Origin of the sequence: Trichocoleus sp. DQ-A2 (genome assembly GCF_039961915.1) — a bacterium.
GTDB lineage: Bacteria > Cyanobacteriota > Cyanobacteriia > Cyanobacteriales > FACHB-T130 > FACHB-T130.
This window is the reverse complement of record NZ_JAMPKD010000021.1, coordinates 53,364-74,210: the sequence shown is the minus strand read 5'-3', so window position 1 is coordinate 74,210 and position 20,847 is coordinate 53,364. Positions and strand designations below refer to the sequence as shown.

Sequence of the window (20,847 nt, the reverse complement as noted above, 5' to 3'; positions counted from 1 at the left end):
GACCGTTACCGGCATGGGGCACAGGCAGTTGCTCATCGGTACGGGCAAAATAATTGGATGTTAAACCGATTGCTTTGATCCCCCCATTTAAGGAGAGAAGGCTTCGCCCCCAAGAGTCTTTGCCATGTTTGGGTGGTGAGTCTTCGCCTTCTCCAGATGGACTGATTTAACTTGCTGTTTCCCTGGCGTTCAAGTAAACGCGGGGATGCTCAGTCTATCTAGATAAGTTATTGACCCTAATTTTTTACTAATTTTGGATGCGATCCTATGACTTCTGCTGCTGAAAGACCAGCTTCACAGTATTCTGCTGAGGGAACAGCAAACACCAGTGTAGCGACCGATCCCCTGCAAACGGCTACCGGCGTTTATGTTACGGTTCACGGTCATTTTTACCAACCGCCCCGCGAAAACCCTTATCTAGATGCGATTGAACGGCAGCCGAGTGCGTCTCCGTTCCATGACTGGAATGAGCGGATTCACCATGAATGCTATCGCCCGAATGCCTTTGCCAGAGTGCTAAATGACCGGGGCGAAGTCGTGGGGATCGTGAATAACTATGAGTATTTCAGCTTTAATATTGGTCCCACATTGATGTCGTGGCTGGAACGTTACGACGTAGAGGTATATCAGCGAATTCTGGAAGCGGATCGCAAAAGTAGCGATCGCCTGAACGGACACGGCAATGCGATCGCGCAAGTCTACAATCACATCATCATGCCGCTTGCCAACGAGCGGGATAAGTACACCCAAATTCGCTGGGGTAAAGAAGACTTCCGCTCCCGGTTCGGGCGCGATCCCGAAGGAATGTGGCTGGCTGAAACTGCCGTAGACTATGCAACCTTAGAAGCATTAGTTGCAGAAGGAATTAAATTCATTGTTTTAGCACCTTCTCAAGCTGAACGTTGCCGACCGATCCCCACAGACGAGCAGCCAGTGACTCAGTGGTTAGAAGTGGGCGGTTCTCAAATCGATCCTACCCGTCCCTATCGCTGTTATCTGAAACCTACACTCAGCACGCAAGATTCACCCCTTAGCACTGAGTATTCATTCCCCACCAACCAAGCCTCGGAGAGTCCTTACATCGATATCTTTTTCTACGATGGCCCGATTTCGCGGGACATGGGATTTAACGATGTCCTGGGCTGGGCGGGTACGCTAGCTGGGCGGATCGGTTCAGCCGTGCGCGGGGATCGCCGGACTTCGCAGCTCATCTCTGTTGGCACAGATGGCGAAACCTTTGGACACCACAAAAGCGGTACAGAGAAAACCTTAGCCTTCGCCTTTGTAGACGAGTTTCCTCGGCGCGGCTGGACTGTCACCAACTATGCCCATTACCTGAGTCTGAATCCTCCCACCTGGGAAGTGGAACTGAAGCCAGTCACGGCTTGGAGTTGCGCTCACGGAGTGAATCGATGGCAGGATGATTGCGGTTGCGGTGGCGAAGGTGGCGTTTGGCATCAGAAATGGCGGCGTCCCCTGCGGAATGCCCTAGATTGGTTGCGGGATCAGTTAAGCAAAGTTTATGAAGAAACGGGTCGCCAGTTCTTCCGCGATCCCTGGGCTACACGGGATGAATATATCCACGTAATTCGCGATCGCTCTCCTGCTAATGTAGAGCGCTTCCTCGCCCGCCATCGCACCCGCAAACTAACACCATCAGAACAAGTAGACGCCCTGCGCCTATTAGAGATGCAGCGCCATAGTCTGCTGATGTACACCAGTTGCGGCTGGTTCTTTGAAGAACTCTCAAGACCTGAAGGAACGCAGATTCTCCGCTACGCCGCTAGAGCATTGGAACTTGCCGGTGATGTCTCTGGTGTGCAGTTGGAAAAAGGATTTATCAAACGCCTCTCCCAAGCTCCCAGTAATGTTGATTTATTCAAGCACGGAGCTGAGGTGTATCGGCAGCTGGTAGTCAGTGCCCAGATTGGTATAGAGCAAGTGGCAGCGCACTATGCCATCAGTTCCCTATTCACTACCTATCCCCAACAACAGCGGGTCTACTGTTACGATGCCCATCAGTTGGATTACCAGATGCAACGCATGGGATCGCTGACTCTAGCGGTGGGGCAACTGCGACTAACTTCAGAAATTACCTGGGAAAGTACTCATTTAGTCTTTGCCGTTCTTCATTTGGGCGGCTGGGATTTCCATTGCTGCATTCAACCATTTGGCGGTCGCCGCACTTATAGCCAGATGAAGGAAAAGCTGTTTGCGGCGCTGCAACAGGCTAGTGCTGCTCACGCGATCCTGGCGATGTCCCAACTATTTGGGGGTAATTCATTCAATTTGCAGAAATTATTTGCTGAAGAACGGCACCGGATTATGCGGCTGCTCAGTCAGAAAACTTTAACGCGCCTAGACCAGCTTTATACGCAGGTTTACCGGGATAACTACGGCATCTTGATGGCGTTCCAGCGCGATGAGCTGCCCGTTCCGCAAGAGTTGCAAGTAGCCGCAGAAGTGGCAATTTCTAACCGCGCCCGGATGTCTCTACGGGCACTGGAGCAAGAAAACGGTGAACCCCAGCAAGGTTTGAATCAGCTGGCAGAACTGGAAGCGATCGCGAAAGAAGCGAATCAATTGCGCTGTCAGCTAAATATTCCCGATGCCAAGCAAACGTTAGAGCAGTTGATCTTGCGATCGCTCTGGAAGCTTCTGCACGACTCTAACCCAGCCACTCTAGAAGCAGATATCCAACGCTTAGAGCGCATGATTTCTGTAGGCAATCAGCTACACCTCGGCTTATCTTTGCATCGCCCTCAAGAACTCTACTTTAGCTGTCTCCACAGCCAAATTGTGCCTCTGCTGGAGTCAGAAACTAACGGCAATTCGTCTCAGCTACGTCAGTTGCTATTACTCGGTCAAAAGCTAGCTGTAGATGTCAGTCCCTGGTTGAACCAACTGTCATAAATGTCACGGGTAATGGGGAATTGTCCGACGAATCACCCATTACCTGAATCGATTAGCTGCTCTCAAATATTAAGGGGTAGGTTAAAAAACCTACCCCTTAATATTTACACTTGAAGCGTTTCACCCATTATTTCAGATTCAAAAGGGTGTAGCCTCTACGCGATTAGATGCGATCGCGATCGGTGCGGATGTTTTGATCCCGAATGGGCAGATCGTTACTATTCACATCCAGTTCTTCTCGACGAAGCTGTTCTTCAGCATTAACCGTTTCACGATCTACTTCTTTTCTGATTCTGACTTCCTCACGTACAAAAGCTTCCTTTTGAATGTTAGGAGTTTCTTCGTAGATTTCCACCCGTGCAGCTTCCCCTTCCTGGAAGGCAGCTTCGCCCGGAGTAACAGCTCTTCCCGCATCTGCTGGAGTCACGCGCTCAACGATCACTCGCTCCCTTTCAATGGGGACTGAAACTCGCGCTGTCTCAGTTTCAACGTGTTTACCAACCGCTACCTCACCTGTTTTCTGGCGGGTTTTATTAGCAATCAACCGTTCTTCGTACAACTTGAGGGTTTGATGATCCCGATCGTTCATATCGTACAAAGATGGCTCTTGCTGATAATTGTAGCGATCGCGATCGTAAGCTTCATAATTATCCTCAACAGGTACAGCACCTGCCATCGGAGCGGCGTAACTAGGTTCCACAACAGGTGCCCCCAAAGGTGCAGATGCATCTAAAGGTGTTGCTGTGTTTATCGGTGCCGATGTTTCCACAGATGGCTCTACCGCCGAGTTGCGATAAACTCCTCTCACCTGCTCCTCGTAATCGTAATCAACCTTGAGCTCGTCGCCAAATTCCGGTAAATTTTCTACTTGCTCTTTGGTAAGCCCAACAGCGTAGACGTGCCGATTATCATAGTCGATCCGAGAACGACCCACTGGTAGCAATACTTGCTTACCGAAAACCCAGAAGCCTGTATCAACAACTAAATAGCGGAAACGCCCCGATTCATCAACTAAGATATTTTTGACGCTACCAACCTTGTCATCGCTGATATCTGAATAGACGTCAAATCCCTTAACGTCTTCACCGCCAAAAGTGTCTTGATAGTCTGTGTCGAAATCTTCAAGCTTGTATAAAACCATGCTTTTCTTTTCCTCCAAATTTCTTGTGTATTTCTTATGTATCTATGCTAAAAGTCTCTGCGCTGGCTCCATCTGGCTAGCGACTGACTTCAATAAATTCAATACATAAGCCCTAAAGAGGATGCACAATTATGGAGCATTTGCTCATTTTTTTGTCAGTTAATTATTAAGTAGAGATAAAAATAAGTTTTTTTTACAAATAATTACCAATTATCTTTCTATATTTGCTAATGAAAGCAACAAGTTTTGATTTTTTATCTCCCTTCAGACAGGTATGTATATATTTCAATGGATAGATATAGAATTTAATTAATAAACTCTTCAAAAGATTAAATTATTCTTAACCTAAGAGAAGCATCTAACATTTTTTGAATGAGATGAATTGCTCCTGCAATCTTAGATTCAATATTTTGTAAAACTAATAGACTGCTTGTGGGCTTTCCTTGGCCTTTTTTGCCTCTAAAGCGGAGATCATGTACGGCAGCATCGCTTACGCAGTTTTTTTATTTCACAAGTCGAATGGGATTGTTACAGCAGTTCTAAATGATTCCCGAAGGCAAGATACCCAACTTCTTAAAGAAGTTGGGTATCTCAAGCCCTGAACTATCACAACTTGAGTAGGATTGCTGTATCTTGTGAACTTAATTGAGGTTGTAGTCGATCTTTGCAGATTAAAACTTACGCAATTTACTAGCCTTGGTGCCCCTGATATTTTAAGATTTGTAAATTTATTTAAGCCTGCTCGCCTATAAATTTTTTCTATCTTTGGTAGTAGTAGAAAATCTCGCTACATCTATTAAGTATAAGTACCTAAGATTCAATTGTTGAGCTGCTCCTTGAAATATCTTGACACGGTCTCTAGAAGAGCGCTTACATAGCGCTTACGCTCTAGTAGCAGAGTACCCTAACTGGGCAGTTCAACAGCGCATCCGTGGAAGTACAGAGTTTGCAAAAACACTTTCTGGAGATTCCGTAATCTAACCCAAGCAAATTTGTAGTAATCTTTGGCAAGGTAATATTAACCAAGCAGATGTCACCATAGATAGATGCACGGTGCCCCTGTTTTGTACTACTGCTATCTGGAATTTTCAAACTATGGCTCCCCAAAACGGCAAGATTCGGTTCCCTCTGTGGCAGTTTCTCAATCAGCCCCTGTTTAGTTCCAAAACTAAATTAGTGCTCAATCCCCGCCGCTTCTCGTATTGTTACAGAATTCACCTTTTGGAACGCTGCTGGGTTAAAGATTACCAGCCAGGAAACCGCCGTCAGCACTAAACCGCCAAATTGCATTCAGTTGTCAGGAGCCAAGTTGAGACTGACCACCACAAGGTCTCTACAGAATCCAGGAGCCAGAATCTATCCTCAGTCTGACCCCTGGATTCTAAATAAGGCGAAAATTGTTATTTTAATTTATTAAGTTTAAACGCACTTCAGGTTCTAAGTGACGCCGCTGAACAGAGAAAATTGACTTTTGCTCGATCCGGAATCTAGTTCCCGCTTGCCGAATACTTTACTCAGATAGCTCAAACAGCCTGCAAATTCACCGTCAGTTATGGGTGAAAAGCCCCTGTAACCGTCGTGGGGAGCCGTTTTAGGCTCTCAGGAATGCACGCTCGCGAGCGATCGCATAAGTTTGGTTTTCCTCAAGCACGCTCGACAAGAAAAGTCATGGCATTACAATCGGCATATGGTAGCGGTATTACCGAAAGCCCAACCATTGAAATTTCTCAGGAAGTATTACGGTCTATCCTTAGCCGGATAGAATCTGAACTCCATAGCAGCGAAGTCTACAATCGTGCCTTGGCTGGGTTACAGACAATCTTGGGAGAAGCTGCTGGGAGTGCCCAGATTATGGTTAAGGCAGTAGGGAGAGAAGCCATCCGGCTAGCGTTCCAGCAGTTTGCGAAAACTTATAAGGTTGTCCCAGTCACATCTCCAGAAATTGGTAACAATCAACAAGAGCCGCAAGCCAGCACTCAGCCTCAAGAGTCATCAGTCCATAGCGAACAGTCATCCGTTAATCACCCAGAATCAACGACGAATGACTTAACTTTAACGAATGACCAAGGACGCAGTATGAATGCCTCACCTGCCGATTTAGTAGACATTACGCCACTGCCTCTCCCAACCAGCCCAGATCCGGTTTTTCCCAAACCACTCAAAAAGCTCTCTAAGGCGGAACTGGCAGCGCAAATCGCAGATGAGCAACGGCAAGAGTGCCTGCGTCAAATTGGTCAGCAATTAGGGCAAGCACGTCATGCACAGTCAATGACTCTGCGGCAACTTCACAATCAAACACTCGTGCCGCTTCATCACATTCAGGCTTTGGAAGTCGGTTGCTTCGAGCATTTGCCTGAGGATATCTATGTCCGAGGTTTTATTCGCCGGATGGGGGTCGCCTTGGGGTTAGATGGTGCTGCAATGGCTGCTTCCTTACCCGCGCCCGATCCTGCAAAATCTGTACTGCCTTCTTGGTACCGACCGAAATCAGTGCCTGGGTTTGGATTTCAGCTCAATACAGTTCATTTATACGTGGGTTATGCTGCGCTAGTGGCAGGGGCAGTGGGGGGACTCGCGTTGATGTCAAACCATTCACAATCATCAGCGTCTGCTGATTCTCCACCGGATGTTCCTAACAACTCATCTGCTTCTGAGTCGCATCGTCCTGTGAAACCTGCTGCGAAACCCGGTTTAAAGGCGGGTCAGAAAGGAGTGGCGGTTGGGCCTGATATTGCTCCGCCTGAAGCAATTAGTCGTAATTAGTCATTTGTTATTAGTTATTGGCAGAAAAAACAACTGACTGCTGACTAACTAATGACAAGATTATCTCGATGGACGACGGTTTCTGCACCGGCGTAGCCTAAAATGGCAGGAATTTCTTCGGAACGGCGTCCACTAATTTGCTGTAGCTCGTCGCTGCTGTAGTTCACCAGCCCTCTAGCTATTTCCCGTCCTTGAGGGTCGCATAACTGTACAGCGTCTGACGCCTGGAAGTCTCCCTCGACTAGGGTAATCCCAGCAGCTAAGAGGGATTTTCCTGCCTGACTAATTGCCGCGATCGCTCCCTTATCCAGATATAGCTTCCCAGCGGGAATCAACCCGTGGGCAATCCAGCGCTTACGGGCATTGCCCATCGTGTCGCGGGGTTCAAACTGAGTGCCGAGGGGTTCTCCTTGCAAGATTTTTTGGATGTTGCGGGGAAATCGCCCTTCGGTGATGACTGTCCGAACTCCGGCGCTGGTAGCGATGCGGGCGGCAGTAATTTTTGTAACCATGCCACCTGTGCCCCATTGAGAGCCGCGATCGCCTGTTTGCACTTGTAATTCTTCCAGCTCATCAATGTGGTTCACTAGAGCGATCGGCTGAGCATCCGGAACTTGACGCGGATCGGCGGAGTACAGTCGGTCTACATCGGTCATTAAAAATAGCCAATCTGCCTCTATCAAGCTGGCAACTAGGGCTGAAAGCGTATCATTATCCCCAAATTTCAGTTCCTCTACGGCTACGGTGTCATTTTCATTCACCACGGGGATGACGCCCAACCGCAACAGTTCGCGGAAGGTGTTGGAGGCGTTGATATAAGCTGAGCGTTCTTTGAAGCTACTGCGAGTCAGGAGAACCTGGGCAATGGGTTGTTCTAAGGTTGTAAAAAAGTCATCGTATACACGCATCAGGCGTCCCTGACCGACTGCTGCCACTGCTTGTTTGAGTGCTAGGGTGCGCGGACGTTGCACGAGTCCCAAGCGGGCGCAACCCACTCCGACAGCACCCGAAGAAACTAGCACCACTTTATAACCTTGCCGCCGTAAATCTGTGAGGGTTTCTACTAAGGCAGCGATGGTGGAAAGAGCCAGATGACCTGTTTCAGGCGATGTCAGGCTGGAAGTACCAATTTTGATGACAAGGGTTTGACTCACAAAAGAGAGGGGGCGCAGGGGAGTAGAGGGGAGGGGGAGCAGATTGTCCAGACGCGATAAATCAGATGCGATTTATCGCGTCTGGAGACTGGGAATTGGCAATGAGTGATTAGCTTCAGCCGATTTCCCATTCCAAATTGTAAAACGCCAGCTCCTCCATCGGGGAACTGACGCTTTACACAGGTATTCACGGGGATTAATGTTTAGGGTCTTTATATTGGCTGACCCCATTTGAACCATATGTATAATGCCAGGGATTTTTGACAATCGAGAATCTCATAATTATTTCTTTATATTTTGGTTTTTCAGGATTTGTCTGGATTTTTTAAGTTTTGTTGCTTTGCGGTGAGCGAGACGCCCAAGGCTTGGGACACCCAGACCTCAAAGGTACGGACTGGATAAGAGCGCACGGCAGGCGCTGGGTCAAGCATCGGCTCGACGAGAATGGTAAACATACCGAGTCGGTTGCCTGCTAAAACGTCTGTAAATAAGCGATCGCCCACCATTCCTACTTGTTCGACAGGAAGGTTCATCGCGGTGACAGCCTGCCGCAGCTTGCGCCGCGATGGCTTAGCAGCGCTGGTAATGTAAGGCAAATTTAATGAGCGAGCGATGCCACTAATTCGGTTTTCGCTCAAGTTATTACTCACCAGCCATAGCGTCGCCACCTGTCTAATTTCCTTCACCCATTCCACGAGTTCTTCAGACGCCTCGGCTGCTTTTAGGGGTACCAGCGTGTCATCGACATCCAAGACTAAACCTTTGAGATGATATTGCTGGAGAAGATCGGGGGTCAGACTCACAATAGGTCTGCCCAGAATTAAGTCAGGCTGTAACCGTGTTACCCAGGACATAAGCAGTTTTTAATTGTAAGTGTGAGTTGTTAGGAGAACTCCCAGGTAAGAGCTTTTTCAACCCGGCAAAGTTATCAATGGGATTGCTAGTAGTTGCAAGTCCAACTTCCCCGATCTTAATTAGACTTATTGGCAGCTTGGCGACTAGACCAATCTAGGTACTGTTGTTAGCGGCTTTGTTGCCGTTGTTGGCGAATCGCGTTTGTAGCGGCTTGGTGTTCTTGTAGCGTCCGACTAAACACATGGGTGCCATCGTAGCGAGCCACAAAAAAGAGGTAGTCTGTTTTTTCAGGATTGAGAGTGGCTTTGAGACTTCCTAAGCCAGGGCTGGCGATGGGAGTTGGGGGCAATCCTGCGTTGAGATAAGTATTGTAGGGGGAGGCTGTCCTCACCTGAGCCAAAGTTAAGGGCTGATCCGCTGTTTGCCGAATACCGAGTCCATACTCAACTGTTGGATCGGATTCCAGTCTCATCCCTTTCTGAAGGCGTTGTGTAAACACACCAGCAATCTGAGGGCGTTCGACCGGAATCACTGCCTCTTTTTCGACAATACTAGCCAATGTCACCCATTGAAGAAGAGGTATCTGGGTTTTGTTTGGCGCTTGTTGATAGATGGGGAGTGCCACCTGTTCAAAGCGATCTAGCATTTGTTTGATGATGGCTTGGGGGGTGATGCGATCGCTATTTAGCTTGTAGGTATCCGGGTACAAAAAACCTTCTAAATAAGGCAAATCCGCAGGTAGCCAAGGATACTGGTCTTTGGGAATCTGAGTTGCGGCAGTGAGAAATTCTTCGCTTTTGAAAAATCCCTGAGATTCAAAGTAAGCCGCCATTTGCTGAAGCGACCATCCTTCAGGGATTGTGAAGGAAAGCTGCACGACATCGCCCGTCCAAATTTTATCAGCGATCGCTGGCAGCGGCTGGGTGGGTGACAACTGGTAAGTCCCAGCTTTAAACCCACCCGGTCGCTTTTGCAAGTCCAACCAAAACGTCCATAGCTTCCAAGCATCAGCGGAGCGAATCAACCCTGCTGCTTCTAGATCGCGCCCTATCTGCTGCGCCGAGGTTCCTTGAGGAATCCGGATTAGCACTGATGTATCTTTTCCAGCATTCGCTGACGGTTGAGTTTCGGCAACGGGGGGCGCACTCGCCCAGCTCCACCACGCCCAACCCTGCCATGCACAGAGTCCGAGCGTTGCTGGGATTAAGGCGAGATAAAACGTCCATTTGGAGATGCGTTGGATTGCTTTCATTTTGATTGCGGGTAACAACCGCTGTCATGGAATTAAGAAGGCAAAATTAAAAATTAAAAAAAGAAAATTCTTCATATTTAATTTTCAATTTCTAATTTTTAATTCTTTACCTATTCCATTTCATCAAATAGCTGATCTTCCAGCAGCGGTTGCACTTTTTTAAATTCCTCAGGGGAAAGTAGCACTGGTTCACCCGCACTATTAATCCGCGCAAACAATAGCAGCGGATCGAGAGGCGTGTATATTGTGTATTCTTGTTCTTTGTGATAAAAGCTGGCTAGAAACTGAAATTCCTCTGGTTCGAGCTGAGTATCGTCATCTTCGATTTCCAGGGTGAGGATTTCTTCCTCTTCAACCGCAGGCAGTTCACCGGCAACAGTCAGAGCAAATGCGGTTCGCTTTAAGGCGAGATTCCGCTCTGCCAGGACTGCTTGAGCCGTGGGAAAAACTTCGTCAATTTCGGCGTCGTCTTCGACTAAGGTGGCTTCTTCCTCCTCCTTCTCCTCGTCCCACGCCACAATTTCTACAGGTGAATCTACCGGCAGGAGGATGACGTATTCTTCACCATCTACTTCTATGGAATGCTCAATGTAACAACTAAGCGATCGCCCGGATTCATCCGTCAACGAGACGGTTTGGACGGAAGACCCATTCTCTTCAGGGGGTTGGGATGAGAACATTGCAGATATGCTGCTATCAACGTGAGATTGTGGACTAAAAAACTCCAACCCCAAAGTTTGCACACCGTGGGGAAGTAGCTTGCAAAAATCAGGATATCACGGCATAAGAGTTGTAGAGACGCCATACGTCAAGGAGGGACAATTTATCAATTGTCCCTCCTTGAGTTGAAAGATTCTTCCAAGCAATAGATTCGGTTACTGACAGACAAACACCTTCGCTTCGTACTCTGGCAAGTCAACTAGAGAGCCATCCTCTCCAGCTTCGATGCGGGAGTTATTCATCCAATCCTGCCACGTCCCAGAGGATGGGAAGTTAGGAATGCGATACCCTGACAGAGACTTATCTGAGAAATTCGCCACAACAACCACACGGGAACCGGGTTTGTTCCAACGGTAGTACGCCAAAACTTTTGCCTCTGGATTTTCGTGAAAAAACTCAATGTTATCGCTAGAAAGAGCTGGATTTTCTTTCCGGAGAGCGGTTAACTTTTTGTAATACTCAAACAAATCTTGATTTAAGTCTTGTGACAACAAAGGCCAAGCAATTTTCTTTGGCTGAGTCACGTTTTCACTTTTGCGCTGGTATTCTCCAAACTCTTCTCCCATCCAGAGCATTGGCACACCTACCGCCGTCATTAACAAAACAGCTCCTAACTTCGCTCTGCCAAATGCGGCTTTGTCAAAAATCCCGCGATCGCCTAATTCTCTCATCAAACGTTGGCGGTCGTGAGTTGCCAAATAATTCACTACATTCGTAGCAGCCGTATAACCCTGCCTTCTGGGATCTAAAACTTCCTTCAGTTTTTCTAATTCAAACATTTCGCCACAAATATGTGGAAGCACAAAGTAGCGAAAACTTTCATGCCAACAACCATCCAGGGGACCTTCTGGATAAACTACGGTTTTGGTATCAGGAATATGTTCGGCAATGTTGTAGAACGGCTTAAGAGCAGTATTTTTCTTGGCTTGCTTCGCAAGCCAATCCAAAAATTCATAATTTGCCAATTGGCGCACGGCATCAAAGCGAATCCCATCAACGTGATATTCCTGAACCCAGAAACGCACCACATCTCCGACGTATTTCCAAGCAGGCTTAACATCCAACTTTTCGTCGTAGTTGTCGTAGTTAAATTCTGGTCCCCAGTAATTACCCGGGTCTTCTGGATAATGCATATGCTCGTAGTACCAGTAATTCCGGTCAATCAGCATTAACGGGCATTCTTCATCTGTGTGGTTATAAATCCCATCCATGAAAACGCGAATGCCTCGACCATGACACTCGTCAATAAACCGCTTCAAATCTTCTGTGGAGCCGTAACTGGATTCTGTAGTGAAGTAGTGGCGGACTGTATAGCCCCAATTGTAATCACCGGGATACTCATTTACTGGCATCAATTCGATGGCATTAATTCCGAGTTCGCTCAAATGATCTAACTTAGCGATCGCGTCTTGGTATTTGCCTCGCTGGTGTGGGTCATCTTCACCACCGGAAAAATCTGCAACGTGCATTTCATAGATGACTAATTCGTGATTGTCTGGCAAGAGCGTATCGTCATGCTGCCAAACGTAAGTATCAACAATTCGCTTCCCATCTTTGACCCGTGCGACACTGTGGCCTCTTGCTTCATCAACGTCTGTAGCGTATGGGTCGATTACATCCACCCATTGATCGGGTTCAAATTTTGGGCTTTTCGATTGAACTCGAAATTTATATTGATAAATGCCATCCTCCAAGTCTACCTGGGTTCGGAAATATCCATCCTCACCTTTTTCCATTGGAATGTTTTTCCAGTTAGAAAAAGAGCCGATTAACGCCGCTCCTTGGTTGCGAGGAGCAAATAAATTGAATTCGACTGCTGCCATAAAAGCTTTTAATGAAGTAGATTCGCTTACTTAGTTGACCAATGGTTCTTTGCAAACATTTTTAAAGCCTGCATTTATAATTTTAAAGTTTAGTAATGAATTATACTGAATTATCTATCTTGAGAAATAGCAGAACATTAATCAAGTTTGTATCTTCAAAAACAAAATTAACTAACTTCCGGATTTTTATATCTGGAGAAGTAGACAAAAACTATTTTCTAAACTTTAAGAGATAGGTTTAAAAAGACTGCAAATAAGGCTAGCGAGAGATGTCAATTCAGGGATGAATAGGGAAGATCGGGTCATAAATAACAGCTCAAAGGAGCTGAAGATGAGTACATTACAATGGATTCCCCTACTTTCTACTCTTAGTCTCGGTCTTGCATTTATCATGCTTGCTTACTGCTTTGCAGCAGTTACTATCTAGTTTTTCCTAGAAAGAGATTGTCTGATTAATCAATTATTTCTAAGTTGAATTAAGGAGTTTCAAATGTTGAAACAAATGTGTTGGTTGCCAGCGATGGGAGTCAGTGGAGAAAAGTTGTTGCATTTACGAACTGCACCCAATCAACCGTGGCGACCTTATACGGCTTTTCCCGAATATGCTGTACCAGACTATCCAGTTCCAGGCGGTTCTAAGGGTTGGGCAACCTACCAAAAATTAAGATGCGAAGGTTGGGCTTTAGCACCCAGTACGCAGAGCCAGCAACTGAAAAGTGCTTAAAATTATCCACTGATTTTTAGGCAATGTATCTAATAGAGTTGTTGCTTCATTAGCCTTATGGGTTTCGGCTCTTACCTCTAGTAAGGGTTGAAACTTCGCTTCTTAAAAAGCAAGGCTCTAATCAATACTTCTTTTAGGAAATAATTGTTTTCCTAAACCTATCCATTTAATACCGTTCGAGTTGTGAGGCAGTATATTAACGAATAATTCAATTCCCCAATCCACGCTGCGCCATAGCAGAGCATTAGCGCAGCGGCTAACGGGGAGTAAAACGAGACTGGCAGGTTCACTGTATAGACACAGTAGTTTTTTGCTTTTTTAAGGGCGGCAAAGAGAAGCTACTGTTCAAGGCTTTAGCAAGTTTCGATTACTGCCAAACTAATACTTTGGCTTCGTAACTTCCTAAGTCGAGCTGGATGCCATCCTCCCCTGCTTCGACATCATAATCGCCAGTCCATTCGTGCCAGGTTCCTGCTTCGGGGAAGTTAGGAACGTGATAGCCTCCTAGGAAATTGTCAGAGAAGTTTGCAACAACGACAACACGAGAACCCTCGCCATTCCAGCGGCTGTAGGCTAATACCTTTGCTTCTGGATCTTCATGGATAAAGTCAATATTTTCGGTGTAGAGGGCATGATTATTTTTACGGAGATGAATCAAGCCTTTGATAAACTCAAACATCCCGCGATTGAGGTCATGACCTAAGAGCGTCCAATCAATTTTTGCTTGTTCAGTTGTTTTGTATTTATACTCTCCGAACTCTTCACCCATCCACAGCAGAGGTACGCCGACAGCGGTCATATTGATGACAGAACCTAACTTTCTCCGCTTAAATGCTTCTTCATCCAAAATGCCGCGATCGCCTAACTCAGCTAAAACATGATTGTGGTCGTGATTCGTCAGGTAATTCACAACATTCGTAGCACCCATGAAGCCTTGCCGCTTGCAGTCAATGGCATCCTTGAGACGCTCTAAGTCAAAGGTATCGCCGCAGATATGTTCTAGAATGCAGTGATAGAAACTGTCATGCCAGCAGCCATCCATTGGTCCATCTACATTCGTAATGCTGGGGGTTTCAGGAATGTGTTCGGCAATATTGTAAAACGGCTTTGGCCCAGCTGCATTTTTTGCTTCCTGAACAATCCAGTGCATGAAATCGTAGTTGGCAATTTGTCTGGCTGCATCGTAGCGAATGCCATCAATGTGAAATTCCTGAATCCAAAAGCGCACGGTATCGCCAACAAACTTCCATGCAGGCTTAAGATCTAGATTTTCATCATAGTGTTCATAGTTAAACTCTGGCCCCCAGTTATTATCAGGGTCGCGCGGAGAATGATGGTACCAATAATCGTGGTCTATTTGCGTCAGTGGACTTTCTGCTTCTGAGTGGTTAAAAATTCCGTCCATAATGACGCGAATTCCACGACCATGACACTCATCAATTAGGTTTTTTAACCCTTCAGTTGTGCCATAACTGGATTCTGTAGCAAAGAAGTGACGAGGATTATAGCCCCAGCTATGGTCCCCTGGATACTCCTTCACTGGCATTAACTCAATGGCATTAACTCCTAACTCGCATAGGTAATCTAATTTTTCTACAACGTGTTCGTATTTGCCTCGGGCGTAGGGATCATCTTCACCACCGGAGAAGTCGCCAACGTGCAATTCGTAAATGACTAATTCGCGATCGCTTGGCAGTGGCTTATCGTCATGTTGCCAAACGTATGTATCCACAATCCGCTCACCATCTTTAATTCTCACAACACCGTTTTGGGTGGGATTATCAATATCGGTGGCGTAGGGGTCAACTACCTCTATCCATTGATCCGGTTCAAAGAACCAAGATTTGGATTGAACACGGAATTTGTATTGATAAACTCCATCTTCCAGTTCAACTGTGGTACGGAAATAACCATCATTACCTTTTTTCATTGGGATGCTTTCCCAGTTAGAAAAATCCCCAATTAAAGCAGCTCCATTGTTATAGGGAGCAAATAAATTAAATTCAATCGGAGTTGCCATAGAAGTGTTTGGAGTTTGATGAAAAAATGCTTAGAGCAGTATTTTCTCCTTTTCATCCCGCTGAGGTATCGTTCTTGAGAAATAAAGTTGCCTCTGGTGCCCTAATTCCCAGGAGAGAAGTGGTAATGAATGCTAAAGGTAATTTAAGCTGAATTTCAGCGATTAATAGCGATTAATGCCGAATTTAGCGTTATTGTTGCGATCGGTTGTAGAAAAAATTTACCTATTTCAGTTGGCTGAAATAGGGGGGAACCCCACCCCTGCGTCCTTTTGCAAGCGACTACTGTGTATACACATCTAGGCAAGAAGCTAAAGACCAACCGAGACACAGAGAATCAAACTGTCGCAGATCCTGAAAAAGAGTGGCAATTTCGGTAGTCCGTTGGCTCTACTAGCCGAGTCAACCGTCTAGTAGAGCAATTAAGTTGCCTAAGCCAACCTTAGGGGAGGACAAGGGTTCGTTGTTTTGGGATGCGGCTATTAAGTGACCATTAAGTGTGGGTGCAAGCTCTGTGAGGCAATGCTGCTGGGAATCACAGAAGATGACTGTTGCTGATTGAGTAACATCTTCAAGCCTTTGGGCAATTGAAGCAGACGCACAGCAGCAGACAACCCCAACACACACAGACGTTGAATGGCTGCTCCAGATTCGAGTTGGGTTGCTTCCTGATTCAACCGGCTTTGTTTGAGAGTGGCAAACAGTATATCTATAGCGATCGCTATGGATAGAAATTAAGCTTTCACATAGGTAATTTGTACATCATGCAAACCATAAAACGAGCAAAATGCCGGATGCTCTGTTTATGCAGGCTAAAAACCCAAAATTTTCCCTAATTGTTCGCCTTTTAAAGCTGATAGCCAATCGCTCGCAGTTACAATGAAAATCATGAATAAAAATTAAGCTTTTTCTCATTTTTCCTGTTAACCTCCATCAATGAGCGCCACTCCATTGTCAGATGTGCTGTTGGCGGAATCATCCGCACCAACTTCTCCGGCTTCTCGTCTTACTAAAATTCTCAATCGACTCGAACCCTCACCCGAAAGCGTCGTCCTGCTGTTGGCTGTACTAATTGGCACCGGCACCGGGATGGGCGTTGTCACGTTTCACTATTTAATCGCTGTCATCCACAGCTTGATGCTGGAAGGGGTGATGGGGATAATTGGAGGCTGGGGTGCCTGGACTTTAGCTTGTATTCCCATTTTGGGAGGATTAATCGTCGGTTTAATGCGTCTTGCTTGGCCCGATTTTGGGCCGAGTATTTCTTCGCTGATTGCCGCTGCCCAAGGCGTTCGAGAGTTGCTACCCCTGCGACCCGTCACCAAGATGGTAGCCGCTGCTGTTTCCCTCGGTAGTGGAGCCTCTTTAGGCCCAGAAGGGCCGAGCGTGGAAATTGGCGGCAATTTTGGAATGCTGCTCGGTCAAGTGCTGCAAGTCTCTAGAGAAAGGCAGCAGTTACTCCTGGGAGCTGGAGCAGCGGCGGGTCTGGCGGCGGGTTTTAATGCCCCGATTGCCGGGGTTTTCTTTGCCTTAGAGGTGGTCTTGGGAACCACCTTTGCAACTTCAGCGGTTAGCGTCGTATTGCTGGCAGCAGTTGTGGCGTCTTTAATTGCTCAGATTGGTTTGGGTGCCCAACCAGCTTTTACGCTGCCCGTCTATGAAGTCCGTAGTCCTCTAGAATTACCGCTTTATCTGGGATTGGGGGTATTAGCAAGTTTGGTGTCGCTGACCTATACCCAGTCAATTCAACTGGCTCGAAGTTTCTTTCGGGGACAGATTGCCGGTTTTGAGTGGCTGGGAAAGATACCGCGATCGCTTTGTCCAGTAATTGGTGGTGCCTGTTTGGGCTTGGTTGCTTTGCAATGGCCCCAAATTCTGGGAATCGGTTACGAAACGATTGCCGCCATGCTTCAGGATGTGGATTTTCCGTTAGGGTTACTCCTCGCCTTGCTAGCGGTTAAGCTGATCGTGACGGCGATTAGTCTGGGTAGCGGTTTGGTGGGGGGTATCTTTGCCCCTGCCATGTTCCTCGGTGCTTCTTTGGGGGCAGTGTATGGAAAAATTCTGGCAGCGATGCTTCCAGGCGCACCAATTCAGATTGCCGCACCTCCAGCTTACGCAATGGTGGGAATGGCAGCCGTTCTTGCTGGCAGCGCTAGGGCACCCCTGACAGCCATACTGTTGATGTTTGAGCTAACGCGCGACTACCGGATTGTTTTGCCGCTGATGGCAGCAGTCGGTTTGAGCATTTGGCTGGTGGAGCGCTTTAAGTCAGCGCCAACGAAAGGTCAAAATCTCCAACAGCTGGAACTCAATGTGGAGAAAGACCAGCAGTTAGAAATTTTGCAACAAATGTTAGTTGCAGAAGCAATGCAAGTACCAGGTTTGATGCTGAGTGGTTCTTTATCAGTATTAGAGGCAGGTTTAGCTTTAACCAATGGTCGCTGCCGCAGTGCTTTAGTCATTGATGATGCCGAGCAGTTAATTGGCATCGTCACTTTACAGGATATTAATCGAGCAATGTCTACAGCTCGAACGCCAGTTACCGCTCCTACTGAAACAGTAGAAACAAACAACGTTCTTTGCAATGTCTCGAACAATTTAACCAGTCATCTGGCTTATCAGCCAGTTGCTGACATCTGTACCACTGAAATTCTGTATGCAAACCCTGATGAATCGGTAGCAGAAGCGATAGACCGGATGGCAGCACGCGGTCTCCACCAGTTACCCGTCGTTGACCGCGATCGCCCCCAACAAGTGTTAGGTGTGCTGGAACAAGAGGGAATCGCTTTAGCTTATAGTGTCGCTGCCACTCGCAAGACACTGCGCCGCTATCTTCCCCTCCATCCAGCGTCGAAAGAGTTAAATTTACCGCCCATCAAGCAAACAGTTTGAAAATTCAGAGAATCGTTAATGAGTCATTGGTTACAAATCAATGACTCATTACGAATAACTGCTAACTAAAACTAAAGTTTTAGGATGCCTCTTCCAATTCTTCGTCTTCAGCGCCTTCTTCTCTATCCAGTTGCCGCAGATGAATGTGCTTCCGTCCCAGAGAGATTTCAAACTCATCCCCTGCCCTTAGACCCATTTGTTTGGTGTAGGCAGAACCAATCAGTAAGTTGCCATTCGATTGCACGCTAATTTTGTAGCTGGCACTTCGACCGCCACGTCCGTTACCATTTTGTTTGCCGTCTAACTCAATTCCTTCAGCATCAATGAGAGCATTCAGGAACTTCATCATATTCACCCGCTCCACACCGCTTTTGGTAACAGTGTAGTAACCGCAGGCTCTAGCCTTTTCTTCTTTGCTGAGGTTTTCTAGCTCTTTAACTTTCTTGACTAGCGCTTCCCCCGTTAAGGGATCGATCTTTTTCTTTTTATTCATCAACTTGGAGCGAAAAGTAAGGAATACAGAGTGTGTACAGTGTTTTGGCCTGACTGTTTCTAAGCTAATTTTAGCTTAGCTTTATATCAGCTCATAAAACTATATCATACGGATTGGGGAAAGCTAGTTCAATAAGATCGATAATTTATTCACTACTAACCTTTTTAATCCAAGTTCTTGCTTAAGCATAAATATCTGTGCCTTGCGAACAACCGATGCATCTCGATGATCGGAGTTCCTCACAGCATCAACCTGAGAAAAAATGAAGGGGGTACGCTGTAGGGTAGTCGTTAGTCTATCATTAGCGATCGCTTCTGAGCTGTTTTTTTTCCATTGACTACCGCCTCATGACCACTGACTAATTATCCATTACCCTAAGGAATATTTTCCAGTATGAAGCTGACAACCCGCGGACACTACAGTGTTAAAGCACTGCTGGATTTGAGTCTACAACCTGGGTATGGACCAACTTCTGTAAAAGCGATCGCAACTCGGCAAGACTTACCCGCACCCTATCTGGAAAAATTGTTGATAGAGTTACGTCGATCTGGGTTAGTCCAATCAGTTCGAGGTGCCCAGGGGGGGTATCAACTATCCCGCGTCCCAGCACAAATTTCCCTAGGACAAATATTAGAAGCAGTCGGTGAAACAATTGAACCGCTGCCTCGCCATACCCCAGATGCAGAGCTTGCTGAGGATTGGGTAACGTTTACACTTTGGCACCGATTGCATCAAAAACTTAAAGAAGCGTTGTACAGTATTACACTGGCAGACCTTTACTATGACGCTCGCAGTTGGCAAGCAGCCCAAGGCGAAGAAACCAGTTTTGTTGTATAGAAACTGTCAGCGGATCTCTAGCAGCTTTGGTGTTGTGAATTTCCAAGATTTATTTGCCGCAGTCCTGCTTTCTCATTCCTCAGTCCTATCATTAGCGATCGCTTCCCTTTTTGATTACATCATCGGCGATCCGTGGGGTTGGCCTCACCCAGTCCGAGTCATGGGCTGGCTAATTTCTCGCTACAGCCAGATGGCTTTCCAATTATTTAGTCATCCTCTCACGCTCCGATGGGCTGGAGTAATTTTAGGAATTGGGCTGATAACTGGCAGCTACGGGATGGGGTGGTTAATCGTTCACGCAGCGAACTGGGTGCATCCTTTTTTAGGAATTGCGATAGAAAGTATTTTACTCGCCAGTTGTTTCGCCGGTCGAAGTTTGAGAGCTGCTGCTGAAGATGTCTTGCAACCTCTAAATGAGAACGATCTTGTCGCGGCGCGTTCTAAGTTAAGCCAATATGTAGGGCGTGATACCGAAAATCTTCATAAAACAGAAATTCTTCGGGCTGTTTTGGAAACCGTCACAGAAAATGCTACCGATGGAGTAATGGCACCCCTTTTTTATGCGATTATCGGGGCATTTTTACCTTTACTAGGAACGGTTCCTCTCGCCCTTTCCTATAAAGCCGCCAGTACCCTAGATTCAATGGTCGGCTATCGAGAAGCACCCTACACCGATTTGGGTTGGTTTAGTGCCAAATTAGAAGATATCCTGACTTGGTTGCCCTGCCGATTCACGGTGATTACCTTGGCTTTACTATCTAGAAAACCTGGGTATGTTTGGAGTATTTGTCAACGCGATGCGACGAAAGATCCTAGTCCCAACTCTGGCTGGAGTGAGTGCGCCTATGCGGCAATTTTAGGCGTTCAGGTGGGGGGCACAAATTGGTATCGTGGCGTTGCTAAACACAAAGCCTTACTGGGAGATGACCTCCAGCCTATCAATGCAGAATGCATTCAACAAGCCTTGCAGTTAACACGATATAACTTTTTGATTTGGTTGGGGATAGCGATCGCTATCTTGCTGCTGTTGGGGTTTAGAAATGGGCGCTCGATTGGAATCAACTTGATGACTTTTTAATCGCCCTATCAGGTGAACTCAACGGGCGATGGCTACTGAATAGGTGTAAGCATATCTTTGAATATAGAGCAACCAGTTGAAGGGTAATCAATCACTGATTCATCTGGGAAAGCGATCGCACTTTTTAGTGATTGGTCAAGTGAAATGCCAATGAGGAGATGCGACCCAAAAACTTAACCCC

General features: G+C 46.6%; 16 protein-coding genes. 7 read left to right on the top strand and 9 right to left on the bottom strand.

Going from position 1 to position 20,847, the window contains the following annotated elements:
• Window positions 1–267 precede the first annotated feature (267 nt).
• A complete protein-coding gene (locus NC997_RS19915; protein ID WP_190525170.1) occupies window positions 268–2,913 on the top strand; it encodes a DUF3536 domain-containing protein in 2,646 nt (881 codons plus the stop codon).
• 163 nt (window positions 2,914–3,076) lie between these two features.
• On the opposite strand, the gene NC997_RS19910 is transcribed toward NC997_RS19915, so the two are convergent.
• Window positions 3,077–4,054: a DUF2382 domain-containing protein gene (locus tag NC997_RS19910; RefSeq protein ID WP_190410781.1), complete on the bottom strand. Its 978-nt coding sequence runs from the start codon at window positions 4,052–4,054 to the stop codon at window positions 3,077–3,079.
• Window positions 4,055–5,149: 1,095 nt separating this feature from the next.
• Here NC997_RS19910 and NC997_RS19905 point away from each other — a divergent pair.
• Entirely contained in the window at window positions 5,150–5,329 is a 180-nt protein-coding gene (locus tag NC997_RS19905; RefSeq protein ID WP_190410782.1) for a hypothetical protein, read from the top strand.
• A 330-nt stretch (window positions 5,330–5,659) separates the two neighbouring features.
• Window positions 5,660–6,817 carry a helix-turn-helix domain-containing protein gene (locus NC997_RS19900; protein WP_190432707.1) on the top strand — a complete coding sequence of 386 codons (1,158 nt, stop codon included), beginning with the start codon at window positions 5,660–5,662 and terminating at the stop codon, window positions 6,815–6,817.
• A 44-nt stretch (window positions 6,818–6,861) separates the two neighbouring features.
• Here NC997_RS19900 and proB read toward each other — a convergent pair whose 3' ends face one another.
• From proB to NC997_RS19875, 5 genes are all read right to left on the bottom strand, one after another.
• A complete protein-coding gene (gene proB / locus NC997_RS19895) occupies window positions 6,862–7,971 on the bottom strand; it encodes a glutamate 5-kinase (RefSeq protein WP_190410784.1) in 1,110 nt (369 codons plus the stop codon).
• A gap of 305 nt (window positions 7,972–8,276) precedes the next feature.
• Window positions 8,277–8,825: a YqeG family HAD IIIA-type phosphatase gene (locus NC997_RS19890; protein ID WP_190525168.1), complete on the bottom strand. Its 549-nt coding sequence runs from the start codon at window positions 8,823–8,825 to the stop codon at window positions 8,277–8,279.
• Between the two features lie 167 nt (window positions 8,826–8,992).
• Entirely contained in the window at window positions 8,993–10,078 is a 1,086-nt protein-coding gene (mltG, locus tag NC997_RS19885; protein WP_190410786.1) for an endolytic transglycosylase MltG, read from the bottom strand.
• A 110-nt stretch (window positions 10,079–10,188) separates the two neighbouring features.
• Window positions 10,189–10,758, bottom strand: coding sequence for a DUF3727 domain-containing protein (locus tag NC997_RS19880; RefSeq protein ID WP_190410787.1), 570 nt, complete (start codon window positions 10,756–10,758; stop codon window positions 10,189–10,191).
• A gap of 195 nt (window positions 10,759–10,953) precedes the next feature.
• On the bottom strand, window positions 10,954–12,621 hold the full coding sequence (locus NC997_RS19875) for an alpha-amylase family glycosyl hydrolase (RefSeq protein WP_190525166.1): 1,668 nt from the start codon (window positions 12,619–12,621) through the stop codon (window positions 10,954–10,956).
• Between the two features lie 490 nt (window positions 12,622–13,111).
• Here NC997_RS19875 and NC997_RS19870 point away from each other — a divergent pair, with 490 nt between their 5' ends.
• On the top strand, window positions 13,112–13,345 hold the full coding sequence (locus tag NC997_RS19870; protein WP_190410789.1) for a hypothetical protein: 234 nt from the start codon (window positions 13,112–13,114) through the stop codon (window positions 13,343–13,345).
• A gap of 367 nt (window positions 13,346–13,712) precedes the next feature.
• On the opposite strand, the gene NC997_RS19865 is transcribed toward NC997_RS19870, so the two are convergent.
• Both NC997_RS19865 and NC997_RS19860 read right to left on the bottom strand, forming a co-directional pair.
• Window positions 13,713–15,365, bottom strand: a complete 1,653-nt coding sequence (locus NC997_RS19865) for an alpha-amylase family glycosyl hydrolase (protein ID WP_190410790.1) — start codon at window positions 15,363–15,365, stop codon at window positions 13,713–13,715.
• Window positions 15,366–15,845: 480 nt separating this feature from the next.
• On the bottom strand, window positions 15,846–16,040 hold the full coding sequence (locus NC997_RS19860) for a hypothetical protein (protein ID WP_190525164.1): 195 nt from the start codon (window positions 16,038–16,040) through the stop codon (window positions 15,846–15,848).
• Between the two features lie 259 nt (window positions 16,041–16,299).
• Here NC997_RS19860 and NC997_RS19855 point away from each other — a divergent pair, with 259 nt between their 5' ends.
• Complete coding sequence (locus NC997_RS19855) at window positions 16,300–18,258, top strand: chloride channel protein (protein ID WP_190525162.1); 1,959 nt, start codon at window positions 16,300–16,302, stop codon at window positions 18,256–18,258.
• A 79-nt stretch (window positions 18,259–18,337) separates the two neighbouring features.
• Here the strand turns inward: NC997_RS19855 and NC997_RS19850 are convergent, their stop codons facing one another.
• Window positions 18,338–18,751, bottom strand: coding sequence for an AbrB family transcriptional regulator (locus NC997_RS19850; protein ID WP_190410793.1), 414 nt, complete (start codon window positions 18,749–18,751; stop codon window positions 18,338–18,340).
• A 393-nt stretch (window positions 18,752–19,144) separates the two neighbouring features.
• Here NC997_RS19850 and NC997_RS19845 point away from each other — a divergent pair, with 393 nt between their 5' ends.
• Window positions 19,145–19,588 carry an Rrf2 family transcriptional regulator gene (locus NC997_RS19845; RefSeq protein ID WP_190410794.1) on the top strand — a complete coding sequence of 148 codons (444 nt, stop codon included), beginning with the start codon at window positions 19,145–19,147 and terminating at the stop codon, window positions 19,586–19,588.
• Complete coding sequence (cbiB, locus tag NC997_RS19840) at window positions 19,533–20,666, top strand: adenosylcobinamide-phosphate synthase CbiB (RefSeq protein ID WP_190525160.1); 1,134 nt, start codon at window positions 19,533–19,535, stop codon at window positions 20,664–20,666. The genes NC997_RS19845 and cbiB overlap by 56 nt, the downstream gene beginning before the upstream one ends.
• Window positions 20,667–20,847: the final 181 nt, after the last annotated feature.

Excerpts from the sequence above, each read along its gene's own strand:
- NC997_RS19915 (WP_190525170.1), top strand. The coding sequence starts at position 268 with ATGACTTCTGCTGCTGAAAGACCAGCTTCACAGTATTCTGCTGAGGGA.
- NC997_RS19910 (WP_190410781.1), bottom strand. The coding sequence starts at position 4,054 with ATGGTTTTATACAAGCTTGAAGATTTCGACACAGACTATCAAGACACT.
- NC997_RS19905 (WP_190410782.1), top strand. The coding sequence starts at position 5,150 with ATGGCTCCCCAAAACGGCAAGATTCGGTTCCCTCTGTGGCAGTTTCTC.
- NC997_RS19900 (WP_190432707.1), top strand. The coding sequence starts at position 5,660 with ATGCACGCTCGCGAGCGATCGCATAAGTTTGGTTTTCCTCAAGCACGC.
- NC997_RS19890 (WP_190525168.1), bottom strand. The coding sequence starts at position 8,825 with ATGTCCTGGGTAACACGGTTACAGCCTGACTTAATTCTGGGCAGACCT.
- mltG (WP_190410786.1), bottom strand. The coding sequence starts at position 10,078 with ATGAAAGCAATCCAACGCATCTCCAAATGGACGTTTTATCTCGCCTTA.
- NC997_RS19880 (WP_190410787.1), bottom strand. The coding sequence starts at position 10,758 with ATGTTCTCATCCCAACCCCCTGAAGAGAATGGGTCTTCCGTCCAAACC.
- NC997_RS19875 (WP_190525166.1), bottom strand. The coding sequence starts at position 12,621 with ATGGCAGCAGTCGAATTCAATTTATTTGCTCCTCGCAACCAAGGAGCG.
- NC997_RS19870 (WP_190410789.1), top strand. The coding sequence starts at position 13,112 with ATGTTGAAACAAATGTGTTGGTTGCCAGCGATGGGAGTCAGTGGAGAA.
- NC997_RS19865 (WP_190410790.1), bottom strand. The coding sequence starts at position 15,365 with ATGGCAACTCCGATTGAATTTAATTTATTTGCTCCCTATAACAATGGA.
- NC997_RS19855 (WP_190525162.1), top strand. The coding sequence starts at position 16,300 with ATGAGCGCCACTCCATTGTCAGATGTGCTGTTGGCGGAATCATCCGCA.
- NC997_RS19850 (WP_190410793.1), bottom strand. The coding sequence starts at position 18,751 with ATGAATAAAAAGAAAAAGATCGATCCCTTAACGGGGGAAGCGCTAGTC.
- NC997_RS19845 (WP_190410794.1), top strand. The coding sequence starts at position 19,145 with ATGAAGCTGACAACCCGCGGACACTACAGTGTTAAAGCACTGCTGGAT.
- cbiB (WP_190525160.1), top strand. The coding sequence starts at position 19,533 with ATGACGCTCGCAGTTGGCAAGCAGCCCAAGGCGAAGAAACCAGTTTTG.